This window comes from Flexithrix dorotheae DSM 6795, from assembly GCF_000379765.1.
Classification (GTDB): Bacteria; Bacteroidota; Bacteroidia; order Cytophagales; family Flammeovirgaceae; genus Flexithrix; species Flexithrix dorotheae.
The window spans coordinates 1-14709 of sequence record NZ_KB903465.1; the positions used below are offsets into that span (position 1 = coordinate 1).

Sequence of the window (14709 nt, forward strand, 5' to 3'; positions counted from 1 at the left end):
CGTTTTATCAAACAAGAACTCAATGTCAGCCACCTAGTATCACTCAATAAAAATGGTATTGAAGTCATCATTTATATGACCCTAATAGTTGCCATGCTCCTGCTTATTTATAAAAAAGCTAATAATATTGGTTATAAAACTGCTAAAAGAAGGTTTAAAACCGAAATAAGAGAACTTGCTATTGCCATTATGATTTATCTAGCTGGAGGTAACCCGGAACGAATCTTTAAAATTAAAAATGGTCGGAATTTCTTCCGACCATGACTGCCATTAAGGCCATTTTTTTATTCAACTAAGTCTTTCTGATTTATTTTCTTATCTAATAATTCCTCATTTTCAGACCCACCCAGCTCTTTTGCTTTTTTCCACTGAATCAGGGCTTCATCCTTCTTGTTTATTTTAAAAAGCGCATCACCGTAGTGTTCTACAATTGTTCCGTTATCGGAAGCATTTGCCGCTTTTTCCAGAATTTTAACTGCATTTTTATAGTCCCCACTTACATATAAAATCCACCCATAAGTATCCTGATAGGTAGGGCTATTTGGAGCAAGTTTCATCAGTTGTTCTCCTAATTCTTTTGCCCGTTTTAAATTTTCCTTTCTAACAGACAAAAAATAGCCATAATTATTTAAAACATGTTCATTGTTAGGATCCTGCTTTAATACATCTTCAAAGGCATCATCAGATCTATCGTATTCTTCCAAATTGTAATAAACATCACCCAACTGGGCATTAAACTGAATTTTCAAATCAGGATCGGTAGCCAGCATTTTCCCCTGCTCCAGGCTCTCCATGGATTCTTCATATTTCTGTAGCACATAGTTTCCAGTGCCATTATACAAATATAGCTGTGCCTGATTGGGGAAAAATTCCAGGGCAGATTCAGAATGTATCACTACACTATCAAATTCCTGGAATTCCCAGTCGATATTAATCACCTTTTGCCAAATTTCATAAGAATCGCCATTTGCCTTAAGGGATTTTAAATAATATCCTCTTGCTTCTTTTTTCTTACCTTCATATAATAAAAAATCACCATAAATTCCATTCGATAAATCAGACTCTGGATGCACCTTTACTACAATTTCAGCAAGTTTTTTTCCCTTTTCCGTCTTTACCCTGTCGTCTTCTTTCTGCAAGTAATTTCTCAACACTTCCAATTTATTCTCCACTTCAAGATCATTACTCAAAAAAGCGGTTTCCATCAGTTTATCAGCCTCTTCAGTTCTTCCCTGTTTCTGATAAATTTTAGCCAGCATCAATTGCGCTTCCGGGTCATTTGGCAACTTCTCAAATAGTTTTGACAACACATTTTCTGCTTCTTCAAATTTATCATTGCTAAACAACATTTGAGCCTGGGCTACTGCATACCCAGAATTACTGGGAAAGGCGTCTACAAGTTTCTGTCCTTCAGCCAATGCAGCATCTAAATCATTTATATTTAAATAAATCCGCTGTTTTTGCCTCACCACCGCTTCATTCAAACCAAATATACCTTCTGCTTTATTGTAAGCTTCAATTGCATTTTTATAATCAGAAAGGTGAAGGTATGCAGAAGCCAGATCAAAATAATATTCCTCACTCCCATCTACTATATCCAATAAATCCTTGTAAACTTTTACTACCTGCTCATACTCTTTTCTTGCTTTATGAATATCTGCCAGCAGCAGGTAATAATAAATATTGGAATTATCAATTTGTAGGGCTTTTACTGCATATGGAAGTGCTTCATTGTACTTTTCCATATCGTAATATACCTGGGCAATTTTGAATTTGGTGGTTGGGTTATCAGGATTTAGCCGTTCGCTCTCTTCAAGTAAAACCAATGCTTTTTTATAATCCTCAAGAATTACATGTTTGATTCCTTCGGCAAAAATATACTCGGCCTGGTCTACACTTCGCTCCGGACTTATATTTTTGGGAAACTCCTGGATGATTTTATTTTCTTCCTTCTTTTTTTTCTTTTTGGATTTTTGTGCAATTCCGTAATTCACACACCCTGAAGCTATTAGCAAACCAATAACTATCGCAATTCTTTTTATATTCATCTGATTTCCATCGAGTTTGTATCAAAAAAATACCCTATTCTTTAATAATGTCTTTATCGCTAAGGATTAAATTCCTTTTCTTTCCTGTAAAATCAACATCATTGCCAATTATAGAGTTTAAAAAATTTGTCTGCCTAATGGCAGTATTGTTCAATATAAGCGAATCCTGAATAACAGCACTTTGGATATTAGCATTTTTCCCTATTGAAACATTTGGCCCAATAACCGAATTTTCTATGTTTACATTTTCTCCTATGTAAACAGGACTATTGATAATAGAGCCCGTGATCTTAGCTGATGCAGGAATCTTTTGCGAATGCCTGTTATCCATTAGATAACTTTCCATTCCTTTTAAAAGACCTTCTTTTCCATTAAAGGGTTGCCATTGTGTGAGTATTTCAGCCTCAAACTTTTCTTGTTGCATTTTGCCCTTCTTTATTAAATCGAAAAGGTGAACATCATCCTTATCATTTAACTTTTTATCCTCTAAATATTGTAATAATTCCTGCAAATATTCCCCTTCCTTAAAGTACACAGGCCCACACACAGCCAAATCGGAAATATATTCCTTAGGCTTGTTCACCAGTTTTTGAATATTATTATTTACATCCAGTTTAATAATTTCATGTTTTGATGGTTCTTCCACCTTATGCACCCAGACAGCATTATTTTTGGCTCCATCAATAATAAAATCACCTTTAAACCATGCTATGAATGGAATAACCAGTATTCTTCCTAAAAATGAAGATTGAGCCGCCTTTAAGTTTCTTAAATAGCCCCTGTCTTTATCTGTAAAGTAAAAAACAACACTATTCCCATAGTTCTCAGCCACCTTTTTTATCTCGTCACAAATTCCTTTACTCTTCTCAGGTAGAATAAATGAAATTTCCTTTAGTTCATAGCCGGAGAGTTTTACCACCTCAGTCAACATGATCTCCAGAATAGGCTTTTCTCCTATCTTCAGAAGTGGTTTGGGATTAGTTTGTGTGATGGGATCCAGGTCTTTTTCTGCAACTCCCAGGTTCACGAGCAATCTCATTTTCAGTTATTTTAACTTTTAATTTTGTTTGTTCATTTGTTAATTTAAAAAAGTAGGGTTGGTAAGTTGATTAATTACTATATCAGGAAAATAACAATTCAAAACCATAACCCACTAAATCACCACTAAGATAATAACAATTAGAGTAAGTTAGGTTGATCTGGTCTGAAATGAACCCTTACCAGAGGTTTAATCCTGAATTATTTCATCAATTTTAATAACTTAGTTTTTTCCTTTAGGGCGACTAATAGCACTAACACAATCAGAATGCCATTTTTCAGTAAAATATTAAGGTAGGTCATTTCCAAATTTATCCATGTGATGGCAAAGCCAATTATCCCAAAAACTGAAATATATGCAAAAGCCGATCTCAAATGATAGGAAACAAAAAAATGCTTTTTACCAAAAAAATAGCAAAACAAGGTCATACTAAAATAACAACACAAAGTGGATACCGCACTCCCCGTATAACCAATTATTGGAATTAATACATAATTAAAAATAATTGTGATTAAAGCCCCTATTACACTAAAATACAATCCAAAATAAGTCTTGTCCGTCACTTTAAACCAAACCGATAAATTATAATAAATTCCTAAAAACACATTGGCCAATAATAAAATGGGCACTACATTTAATCCAGCCCAGTAAACTTCATTTGGGATAAAATACTTTAACCAATCCAGATTTGCACAAACCCCAGCCATTACAATCATGCAGACAATGATGAAATATTTCATTACCGTAGCATATACCTCCCTGGAATTCTTATCTTCAGCTCTGGAGAAAAAGAAAGGTTCTGCAGCATAATTAAAGGCCTGAATCCCAAGGGTGATAAAAATGGAAAGTTTATAGTTAGCTGCATAAACTCCCATTGCCTCCATGCTGTTAAAATTGAAATAGAAGTTTTCAGGCAACCAATATTTTAAGAAAATCTTATCTGCACTTTCATTAATGGCAAAAGCCAGCCCTGAAAATAAAATGGGAAGACCATAAATTAAAAGTTCCTTTTGCTTTGCGGAATTAATTTTAAATTTAAATACGGCAAAGGTTTTCCAGAAAACCAACAGCAATAAACCATTCCCAATTAAATTGGCCAAAAACACATACCCAGAGCCTAGTTTTGGATCGTAAAATGTAGCGATAATCCCCTGAAATCCTTTTAGAAAATTCCCCTCATAAACTTCCCTGCAAAACCAAATAAAAAACACATTCAAAAAGAAAACCATTAGGATATTGAAAATTTTAGTCAGGGCAAATTGCCTGGCTTTTCCCATGATTCTAAGCTGAGCGAATGGAATGGCCAAAAGCGCATCAATAGCAAATATCAAGGCGAACCAAATTACAAACTTCTGACCAGTGGGATGCCCCATGGCCACCGCTATATCTTTTGAAAAAAAGATAAAACTGCCACTGAAAACAAAACTGGTCACCAAAAGCATAGAAAAAATCAAATTGAAATTCTCCTGTTGATCGCCACCTTTTTTGGTGGTAAACCTGAAAAATGCAGTCTGCATTCCATATGAATAAAGTGCATTGGCCGCAATAGCATAAGCATAAAACTCGGCTATTAGCCCATATCCCTCTGGCTGAAATAATCCTGTATGAAGGGGAATTAAGGCTACATTAATCAACCTTACCAATATGGTAGTTCCCCCATAAATTGCGGTTTCTGAGGCTAGTTTTCTTAGCATTACAAACTTTAAAAAGTTTTGTCTCCAGATTTATCGGCTTCGTTTATTCAAAAAAAATATTAGCCTTAATAAATGATGAGTGTTATCGAAAAAAATATTTATTGATAATAGTCTAAAAAAGTAAAAACGGAGAATGGTGATTTCCATTCTCCGTTTCTAAAAAAATTAATTGTAAAATTTATTTTCCGGTAAAATTTGGTTTTCTTTTTTCTAAAAATGCTTTAGTTCCTTCTTTAAAATCTTCTGTTTTACAACAGTTCCCAAATGAATTGGCTTCAGTCTGGTAGCCATTTTCGTCTCTATAAACTGCATTTATACAATCTATCGCCTGGCCAATGGCTAATTCGGCTTTTGCCATTATTTTATTTATTATTTCTTCCGCTTTCACAATTACCTCTTCTTTGGGTACCACATGGTTTACCAGTCCTATTTTTTTAGCATTTTTCCCTGTGATCATCTCTCCGGTTAAAATTAATTCAAAGGCTTTACCCTTTCCCACTAGCATGGTTAACCTTTGAGTTCCCCCATATCCTGGAATAATTCCCAGCCCTACTTCTGGCAATCCAAATTTAGCATCTTCGGAGGCAATCCTCATGTGGCATGCCATCGCCAGTTCACAACCACCTCCCAAGGCAAATCCGTTCACCGCAGCAATTACTGGTTTGGGGCAGTTTTCAATTGAAGCAAATACTTCCTGTCCTTCTTCGGCAAACTTTCTTCCATTCATATAATTTACATCGGCCAACTCCTTGATATCTGCTCCTGCCACAAATGCTTTATCCCCTGCTCCTGTAATAATTACACCTTTTATTTCCGGTTCATCATAAACTTTTTGGAATGCCTTTTCTATTTCCTTGATGGTGGCAATATTTAAAGCATTAAGTTTATTTTCTCTGTTTATAGTAATTGTCAGAATTCCGGATTGAAGCTCTAATTTTAAATTTTCAAATTCCATTATATATTTTTTTCAATGAAAAATTGGATTAGTCAGGATTCATGAAAAACCTACCTCCAATGTAAATTGGCGGCAAAATTATAGGGTAATAAGGAAAGTTTACTAAAAAACTGGTGTTTTTTTACTTATGAATTTCCCTTTAAATTAATAATAAGAATTACAATTCAATATAGAAAACTTACAATTTTATAGGAAAATCTTAATATCTTTGTTGCTCAATTTAATAATTCTAAATTAAAATTTAAATTCTTTACGAAAATGATGGAAGACATTCAGCCAATCGAAAGTTGGAAAGTTGTTAAGGATGTTCCTTTTGCTATTGCAGGACCTTGTAGCGCTGAAAGTGAAGAACAATTATTTACAACCTGTAAAGGAATCAAAGACTTAGACTTAGGGATAAGTATGTTAAGAGCAGGGATCTGGAAACCCAGAACCAGGCCAAATACTTTTGAAGGGGTTGGAGAAATTGGACTGAAGTGGATGAAGGATGTAAAAACAGAGCTGGGAATGCCTGCTGCAGTTGAAGTAGCTAATGCAAACCATGTTGAACTTGCGCTTAAATATGGCATGGATGTGCTATGGGTTGGAGCCAGAAGTACAGTAAATCCATTTACCGTTCAGGAAATTGCAGATGCTTTAAAAGGTGTGGATATCCCGGTAATTATTAAAAACCCAATCAATCCTGACCTGGCCCTATGGAAAGGTGGAATTGAAAGGATTTATAATGCAGGTATTAGACAAATAGCTGCCCTTCACAGAGGATTTTCATCTTTTGAAAAGACAAAATACAGAAATGTACCTATGTGGCAAATCGCCATTGCCTTAAAGAGCGAATTACCAAACATTCCTTTAATCTGTGATCCAAGCCATATTGGTGGAACAAGAGATTTAATCTTACCTGTATCACAAAAGGCAATTGACCTGGATTACGATGGATTAATGATTGAAACTCATTGCGATCCTGATAATGCCCTTAGTGATGCTAAACAGCAGGTTACACCTCAAAGATTAGCTGAAATTCTAAATGCCATCAATATAAGAAAAGAGACTTCTGACAATGAGGAATTTAACAGTATTTTAGATACCATGAGAAGGCAGATTGACAATGTGGATAGAGAGATTTTGGAAAACATGGCTGCCAGAAAAACCCTGGTGAATAAACTTGGTGAATACAAAAAAGAAAACAATGTAACTGTTTTTCAACCAGACAGATGGCTGGAGGTATTCAAAACAAGGGCAGAGTGGGGCAAGCAATTGAATGTAAATGAAGAATTTGTGGGTAAACTATTCCAGTTAATTCACGATGAATCAATCAGAATACAAACAAAGAAAGTGAACACTGAATTTCAGGAAGTGAAAAAATAATTCCTTCGGATTTTAGGTTTTCATTTACTTAAAGCCATAAATCATAAATCTTTTCCAGATTATGGTTTATGGCTATTTTTTAGATATCTATTTAGGCAAACAATCTCGGGATCAATTATATTTCAGTATGGAAAGCAGGGAAATTACTTCAGGTGTTTTTATTGTTTCAAAATTCAGCAAAGATGTATTTTCTTTTTTAGAAAATTTCACCAAAATTGCTGTAATCTTTGATGAAAATTCGAAAAAATATTGCTATCCTCTCATTAAAGAATTTATTCCTGAAAACCATTTAACCATCCAAATTCAGTCAGGAGAAGAAAATAAAAACCTGGAAACCTGCAAAAGCGTTTGGGATAAACTTACTGAAAATAGTTTTGATAGAAAATCCATTGTACTCAACCTGGGTGGAGGAGTAATTGGAGATATGGGAGGTTTTTGTGCCGCCACTTATAAAAGAGGTATTTCCTTTGTACAAATTCCCACTACCCTACTCTCGCAGGTGGATGCCAGTGTTGGAGGAAAATTAGGAATAGATTTTAATGGATTCAAAAATCATATTGGCGTTTTTCAATTACCAGAGCGGGTATTAGTTCACCCTGGGTTTATAAAAACTTTGGTAAAGGAAGAATTAAGATCCGGTTATGCAGAAGTAATCAAGCATTTCCTTATTGCGGACAAAGAAAAATGGGATTTGTTAAAACAAAAACAACTAAGTGCCCAGAACTTTGACCAACTTATTCCTGAAAATATTTTAATTAAAAATCAGGTAGTTACATCCGACCCAAAAGAAAAGGGATTAAGAAAAATACTAAATTTTGGCCATACCATTGGACATGCTATCGAAACCCACCTGCTTTTTCAAAAACCCAGGAAATTATTACATGGGGAAGCCATCGCCATTGGGATGATTTGTGAAACTTATTTATCACAAAAATTACTGGGTTTAAGCGAATCTGATTTAAAAGAAGTTTCAGATTATATTCTACAGACCTATGGAAAAGTTGAGTTAAATTTTGATGATATTGATCAAATTTTGCCATTAATGCAGCAGGACAAAAAGAATGAAGGAAATAGATTAAACTTTTCCCTGCTGGAATACAATGGAAAGGCTGTTTTTGACCAGGAAATCTCTGAGGATATGGCAAGAGAAAGCCTCCTCTTTTATAATTCACTTTAAATTTATTACCGAGGTAATCCCACCAGTATTTAGTTCCTCAAGTTTAAGAAAAGTTAATACGTTTGCCTAATGGGGGCTGTAATACAATTTTTCAGTTTTAAGTCGTAATTAAGTTAGTCTACTTTATTACATGGGAAGGTGAAAACCTTTTTATGGTAATGTTTTTAACATAAACCAAAGCTAAGGGCTAATACCCATTTAGCAGTACTAACTTCAATTGTTACTTATTTAGTAAAGATGCAATACCTAGTTGACTCCCCATTTAATTAGTCAACCTCAATCTGTTTAAGTAATAATAATCTTTACTGAAAAATTTAATTATTACCTCTAATAAAATTAGCAAAATGAATACACGATACTTAAGGGTTAGTTTTTTAATCATTGGTATTTTAATAGCTGGTCCAATCCTAAAGCCTGGTTACGCTAAAACTTCACCTAACAAAAATATTTCAATTGACTGGTGGAATGGACTGACTCCTGAATGGAAAAACATTTTCCTAAAGCAAATAAATAAAGAAGACAGTACTTTAACTGATGAAGATTTAGTCTCAATATCCAACCTGAAGTCTTTAAATTGTGTAAAAGCAAAAATCACCGACCTCTCCCCTATTACCTATCTTGATAGCCTGGAAAAATTAAATTTAATGGGGACCCCGCTTACAAAGCTTTCTCAAATAAATGGGTTAAAGAATTTGAAAAAAGTGAATTGTACATATTCCAAAATTAGCAGAGAGGAAATAGAGAAATTCAGGAATGAAAACAGCCACCTTACGGTTTATCCGGTTTTATACCCAGAATGGTGGGAAACAATAGATAAAGAATGGCAAAAAATATTCAAAAAATCTATTAAAATAGAAAGAGAGCCTAATTTAATGGATTTGAATAAGATTTATGATATGGGCATCCTGATTTGTACGGGAAACGGAATTAATGAATTTGCCTTAACCAGCCTGGAACCAATTACCTATCTGAAAAATTTAAAGATATTATTTATTACCAATTCTAATATCACCAGTCTTGAACCCATAAAAAACCATACTTCTTTGAGGGTTTTACATTGTGCCAGCACAAAAATTACCAGCCTGGAACCTATAAAGAACCTTACTAATCTGGTGGAGCTTGACTGCTCATCTACTCTGGTTGACAACCTTGAGCCTATTAAGCACATGACCAAAATAAAAAAGCTTTCTCTATTAGAAACTAAAGTGACAAGCCTGGAGCCAATAAAAGAATTTCATGACCTTGAAGAATTATATTTTTCTGATACTGAAATCGATGATATTTCTCTATTGGCAGGAATGCCTAAAATAAGCAAATTACACTGTGGAAATACTAAAATAAACACCCTTGCCCCAATTGCAGAATTAACCGAATTAAGAGATCTGAAAGCTTATAATACGGGGGTTTCGGATCTAACTCCCTTAAAAAAATTGGTTAAGCTGTTTTCATTAAGTATTTCAGGAACCAAAATCAAAAGCATTGATAATATTGCTGGATTAGAAAGAATTAAGGACCTCAATATTGCAAGTACAGAAGTAAGCAATATTGCTCCGGTAGGTAGAATGAAATTATTAGAAACTATTGATTTATCTGGCACCCAGGTTACAGATTTAAGTCCTCTTAAAGAATCGTTCAGATTAAAAACCATCTGGTTTCCCTTTACAGAAATTGAATCCTTATCTAATTTCGAAAGACTTAGAAATTTGGAATATATTGATTGCTCAGAAACAAATGTGACTGAAGATGAAATTAATAGATTCAGAAGATTAAAACCAAATTGCTCAATAAATTGAGAAAAAAAATCACTAAAACCAAAGCCCCACAGAGAATTTAAATTCTCTGTGGGGCTTTGTAATTTTAGTTAAAATACTTTATTCAACTATATTTTTGGCTTCTTCAGGTTCCAGAAATTCTCCGGATGTTTTTTTATTTTCCGCCTCCGTTTGTTTTTTCTTCTTTTTCTTTTTCTTGCCAAAAAGCGAATCAAAACTGGCCGTATGCATCACACTCATTCCAGCCTTTGAATTATTCTCAAGTCCGGTATTAAATGAGTTTTCATTACTTTTATGGTACATTTTGGCGCGAAGTCTGCCATCAGGGGTTAATAGATATTCAACAGAAATATCACCAAATACACTAGTCAGGTTGGTCTCATTCCTTTGGTTGGTAAATCCACCATCTCTTGTAACCCTTAGCCTTCCATCCAGAAAATTATAAGACAACCTTAATTGAAATGCATTCCATGCCTCCGCATCAAGTCCGTTTAAGTCAAAGTCAATTTCCAGGTTTTCATCTACTTGCGACACCCAATAACTAAGCTGATTTCCCAATAATTCACTCACACTACTCCCTGCCACATTTTCGATACCACTAAATCGGTTTTCAGCAGATAATTGCCTTAGTACAATTAAACTAAAAACCTGTCGGTTAAGCTCTTGTTCATTATTTTTAACCTTCTGCTCGAAAGAAGCAACAAAACTTTCCACGGAAACCGGTCCTGAATTAGTGGCTACCATATGTGGGTAATTATCAATATCTATATCAAAACTTACTATTGGATTTAGTAATTTTCCTTTAAGGTTTAATAGCACATGGACGGGATATCTTTTTCGCAGTTCAGGAGAATTAAGGGCACTACTATCAGCATCAATTATAGGCAATAGAGAGGCAAACTGAGTGTAGGAAGCATTGACATCCAGGTTGGCTTCATAGGGATCTCCTGTCCAAATAATTTTGGACTTAGGCATTACATTAAATTTCTTGTCAACCACATTTAGCAGTGTAAAATTATATGCTCCCTTCACAATTTCCACATCTCCATACATATTAAACTCCCCTTTTGTATCGATCTCCATTTTTAATTCCCCTTTTCCGTTTCCCCGCATTATGTCTCCTGCTTTTTTATCGAAAATAATCTCACAATAGGCATCAGGGGTAATTTCAAGGTCAAGATTAAAGAGAATTCCATTCAGGTTCACCTCTTGTTTAAAATCCAAAGCTTTATCTTCCTTCACCAAATCACTGACATAGGTGATGTAACTCTGGTCTTTTACATCCTCACTTCCTTCCAGTGGAATAAATATCTTGGTATTTTTTTCAGTTTTTGCCTGTATTGAAATTTCAATTTCGGATGGATATCCAAATATTCTGAATCGTCCCGATCCATAGCCAGTTCCATAATAAATAGCCTCTGGTGTTTCGGGAATATTAATTACCTTGTAGTTTTCCATATTACCACCAATATCAAACATTAATCTGTCCGTATTGTCCCGATAAATCAAACCGGTAATCACGCCTTCCTGATCTGCCTCATCTTTAACTACAAAATCCTTAAACATGATCGTATCCTGATGGAATTGAAATTCATCTCCAAACTTATAGGAGGTATTTAGGTAATTGACTTTAAATCCGCCATTTTTAACCGCCACACTACCCTCAAACCTAGGGGAAAATAATGACCCGTTAATATTCAAATTTCCGTTCGCTTCTCCTTCTAATTCTGAAATGACTTCAGCCATAAATGGCTCAATAATATACAAGGGAGCCTTCTCAAACGAAGCATTCAGGTTGAGCTGATCCTTATTTTTGCCAAAAGGAATATAATCACCATCCAGTTCTATAGCATAAAGATCTTTCCTGTTTATGGAAGCATCAATATTGAGTTTGTTTTTATAATCATCCCACTGCGTATAGGCTTTAATATTTCCATACAACAATTCATTAATTTTCAAACTGTCAATAAATACTTCACTTCCCACCTTAGCTCCGGAATATAAATCCGAAATAAATGCATCCACATTTGCCGTTCCTTCCAACTTTTTCCCTGTATAGGTACTGATGATTCCTACATCAAAATTTTGTAATTCAATATTCAGAACCTCAGAGGAATCTTCAGAAATATTTCCGGTGACATTCACCAGCTGGTCCCCACTGGAAAAGCTTAGGTTTTTAATCTCTATTTCTTTTCCATTTACAGTAAACCTGTTTACTCCATTCGTTTTCCAGGGCTTATCGAGAACCAGAAAATTAGTATTTACTAAACTTACCTCAAACCGATCGGAGTAAACTCCAATATCTCCATTCAGATTCATTTTATCATTGGAGTTTTTATGTTTGATGGTATTTTCAAACAAAATTCTGTTGCCTAATTTATGCGTATAAAGAATAAGATTTTCAGTTTCCAGGTTGTTCAGATTTTGTGTTTTGGATGAAACGAAACCTTCAAATTGAAATGAACTACTATCCGGAACAATAGTGGGGTAGCGACCAGAAAACAAAACCAGGCTATCCTCAAAAAACTGGTAATTTTTATAAAAAACAGAATCCGATTTGGCCCTGTACATCATTTCACTTTCCTTACCAAATTTCAAATCTCCCTTAAACCAGGAATTTTTGGCCACAAAAATACTGTCTGTAAAAAGATTAAGTACTTCTGCGATATCGGTAAGCTGTACTTCAACAGTTAGGTTATAATCTTCATTTTCAATGTTTTCCACAGATTCATTTTTCTTGACAATTTCCCCAATATCAGTGGAAACTTTATCAAGCTTCACATGATCTGCAAATTCTTCTAAATATTTAAATACATCTACATACAGCTTCACCAAATCAAAATTTCCTTCAGCATTCAGGTCAAACCAATCAGAACCTATATCCACAGTCCTGATATTGGAAATACTATCCTTATCCGTTTTAATTTTTAATTCATCAAAATCGAGTGTATTTTCAAAATGCTGGATTTTAGTATCAAAAATTTCAAGACTGCCTTTTATTTTATCCCACTCAAGACCCTCAAACTTGGCATCTACGATAGTTTTTACAAACAGGCTATCTTGTGTAAAAGACAAATGGTGTAATTGAGCCGTATCTACTTCTGCCCAAAAATTAAAATTTTCATCTTTAAAATTGATTTGCCCGTCTACCTGCAATTTTAGATTTTCATCATCTACCTGAAATTTCCCTTTGAATAATTCCTTTTCAAAATGGCCATTGGTTTTTATATTTTTATAATCATAGCCTAAAAAACCCAACCGGTCAATTCTTCCATTCAAATCAAATTTAGCAGTGGATACCGCAAAGCCTTTTCCCCTTATTGACCCCTGCATATCAACTTTTTGCACTTCGTCTTCCCGCCCCACAAGCCTCCCAATATTAAAATCCTTTGTCACTAATAGTCCTTCATAGCTATTGGAGGCAATTTGAAGGTTGATATCGGTACTTAAAAATCCCAGATCAGTGGTGAACTTTCCATCGGTTACAAAATCATTGGCAAATCCATCAAACCGACCATTAAAATCGATTTTCCCAAATTTTTTCAGTACTTCATAGTGTAATGCGGGAAGATATTGCCTCAAGTCCTCAGAATAAATTCTTGAATCATCAAAAGTGAAGCTCATCAGGGTCTCAAAAAAATCAGGTAATCCTCTGAATCCCATTTTCCCCCTGAGGTTACTTCCTTCTCCGAAAAGCAAATCCAGGTCATAAATCTTAAAATTTTTCACCTTTCCCCGAAATCTGCCACTTAATTGATACGTCTCATCCAGAACTTTCATTGAAGGAGCAAAATAGGATAAATCTTCTGCGGTAATTTTGCTGTTTTTAAGGTTGGCCAAAATTTCCACTCTTGTATTAAAATGGCTGAAATCTGCAGTCGTATCATAAACCATCACCAGGGAATCCCTCAAAATGCTATTTCCAATAATGGCATGCAGTTTCTGGAAAGTCATATTTCTTTTAGTGAACCTAAAATTAGAGTGCAACTCCTTTACCTCAAGATTGGTGTGGGTTTCAAAACCTTTAACTTCACTGGCATTTAATTCTACTGTATCTCTGGACACCCTGAAATTGCTGACATCCCCATAAATCTCCCTAAACCCAAAGTGATTATAATCAAACCTTCCTTCTTCAAATCGTTCTGTATCTGGATTATTATAGGAAAAATTCATTTTCTCTACACTTCCGTGGGCAATATGAAGGATAGGTTTACGCTTCTTCGATTTGCCTTTTCTTTTTCTTTTCACCAAATCGGAGATCGCCTTAATAAATCCGGTCATATTTAGCTTTGGATCTTTGATAAGGTCAACCGTTCCATCTCTTAAAATCACTTTATCAAGATAGATATCTCCTTTTTGCCAAATGTTGGTGATTCGGTAATCTACAATTACTTCATTCACATCTACCATCTGTCTATCGCTGGAATCTTTAATTTGCACACCGGAAAGTCGGATGACATCAAACCAATCCACATGAACCTTTTCTATATGGGTGGGGTATCCAATAACATCAGAAAGCCAGATAGTAGCCTCGTGAGCCAATTGAGTTTGAATAAATGGATATTGGAGAACCATAAGAATGGCCATGGCAAAAACCACCACAGTCATCACCATCCGGCTAATGTACATCCTCATTAGTCGGAAAAGCCTGACTCGCTT

General features: G+C 34.8%; 8 protein-coding genes and 1 pseudogene. 4 read left to right on the plus strand and 5 right to left on the minus strand.

The features are described 5' to 3' along the window. A pseudogene (locus A3EM_RS43790) lies at positions 1-264 on the plus strand (hypothetical protein); the annotation flags it as partial. A gap of 20 nt (positions 265-284) precedes the next feature. Here the strand turns inward: A3EM_RS43790 and A3EM_RS43795 are convergent. From A3EM_RS43795 to A3EM_RS0126780, 4 genes are all read right to left on the minus strand, one after another. Continuing rightward, a complete protein-coding gene (locus A3EM_RS43795) occupies positions 285-2048 on the minus strand; it encodes a tetratricopeptide repeat protein (protein WP_020531321.1) in 1764 nt (587 codons plus the stop codon). Between the two features lie 34 nt (positions 2049-2082). After that, positions 2083-3087, minus strand: a complete 1005-nt coding sequence (locus A3EM_RS0126770; RefSeq protein WP_020531322.1) for a sugar phosphate nucleotidyltransferase — start codon at positions 3085-3087, stop codon at positions 2083-2085. A 200-nt stretch (positions 3088-3287) separates the two neighbouring features. Then, entirely contained in the window at positions 3288-4781 is a 1494-nt protein-coding gene (locus A3EM_RS0126775) for a lipopolysaccharide biosynthesis protein (RefSeq protein ID WP_020531323.1), read from the minus strand. A 178-nt stretch (positions 4782-4959) separates the two neighbouring features. Continuing rightward, a complete protein-coding gene (locus tag A3EM_RS0126780) occupies positions 4960-5736 on the minus strand; it encodes an enoyl-CoA hydratase/isomerase family protein (RefSeq protein WP_020531324.1) in 777 nt (258 codons plus the stop codon). 258 nt (positions 5737-5994) lie between these two features. Between A3EM_RS0126780 and A3EM_RS0126785 the strand changes: the two genes are divergently transcribed. From A3EM_RS0126785 to A3EM_RS46325, 3 genes are all read left to right on the plus strand, one after another. Continuing rightward, complete coding sequence (locus tag A3EM_RS0126785; protein ID WP_020531325.1) at positions 5995-7101, plus strand: chorismate mutase; 1107 nt, start codon at positions 5995-5997, stop codon at positions 7099-7101. A gap of 127 nt (positions 7102-7228) precedes the next feature. Continuing rightward, positions 7229-8278, plus strand: coding sequence for a 3-dehydroquinate synthase (gene aroB, locus A3EM_RS0126790; protein ID WP_044240016.1), 1050 nt, complete (start codon positions 7229-7231; stop codon positions 8276-8278). A 344-nt stretch (positions 8279-8622) separates the two neighbouring features. Beyond that, complete coding sequence (locus A3EM_RS46325; RefSeq protein WP_020531327.1) at positions 8623-10071, plus strand: leucine-rich repeat domain-containing protein; 1449 nt, start codon at positions 8623-8625, stop codon at positions 10069-10071. A gap of 78 nt (positions 10072-10149) precedes the next feature. Here A3EM_RS46325 and A3EM_RS0126800 read toward each other — a convergent pair whose 3' ends face one another. Beyond that, positions 10150-14685 carry a translocation/assembly module TamB domain-containing protein gene (locus A3EM_RS0126800; RefSeq protein WP_083925312.1) on the minus strand — a complete coding sequence of 1512 codons (4536 nt, stop codon included), beginning with the start codon at positions 14683-14685 and terminating at the stop codon, positions 10150-10152. Positions 14686-14709 lie beyond the last annotated feature (24 nt).

What these genes read in the sequence shown, in the direction of transcription:
- A3EM_RS43795 (WP_020531321.1), bottom strand. Translation starts at nt 2,048, where the DNA reads ATGAATATAAAAAGAATTGCGATAGTTATTGGTTTGCTAATAGCTTCA.
- A3EM_RS0126770 (WP_020531322.1), bottom strand. Translation starts at nt 3,087, where the DNA reads ATGAGATTGCTCGTGAACCTGGGAGTTGCAGAAAAAGACCTGGATCCC.
- A3EM_RS0126775 (WP_020531323.1), bottom strand. Translation starts at nt 4,781, where the DNA reads ATGCTAAGAAAACTAGCCTCAGAAACCGCAATTTATGGGGGAACTACC.
- A3EM_RS0126780 (WP_020531324.1), bottom strand. Translation starts at nt 5,736, where the DNA reads ATGGAATTTGAAAATTTAAAATTAGAGCTTCAATCCGGAATTCTGACA.
- A3EM_RS0126785 (WP_020531325.1), top strand. Translation starts at nt 5,995, where the DNA reads ATGATGGAAGACATTCAGCCAATCGAAAGTTGGAAAGTTGTTAAGGAT.
- aroB (WP_044240016.1), top strand. Translation starts at nt 7,229, where the DNA reads ATGGAAAGCAGGGAAATTACTTCAGGTGTTTTTATTGTTTCAAAATTC.
- A3EM_RS46325 (WP_020531327.1), top strand. Translation starts at nt 8,623, where the DNA reads ATGAATACACGATACTTAAGGGTTAGTTTTTTAATCATTGGTATTTTA.
- A3EM_RS0126800 (WP_083925312.1), bottom strand. Translation starts at nt 14,685, where the DNA reads ATGAGGATGTACATTAGCCGGATGGTGATGACTGTGGTGGTTTTTGCC.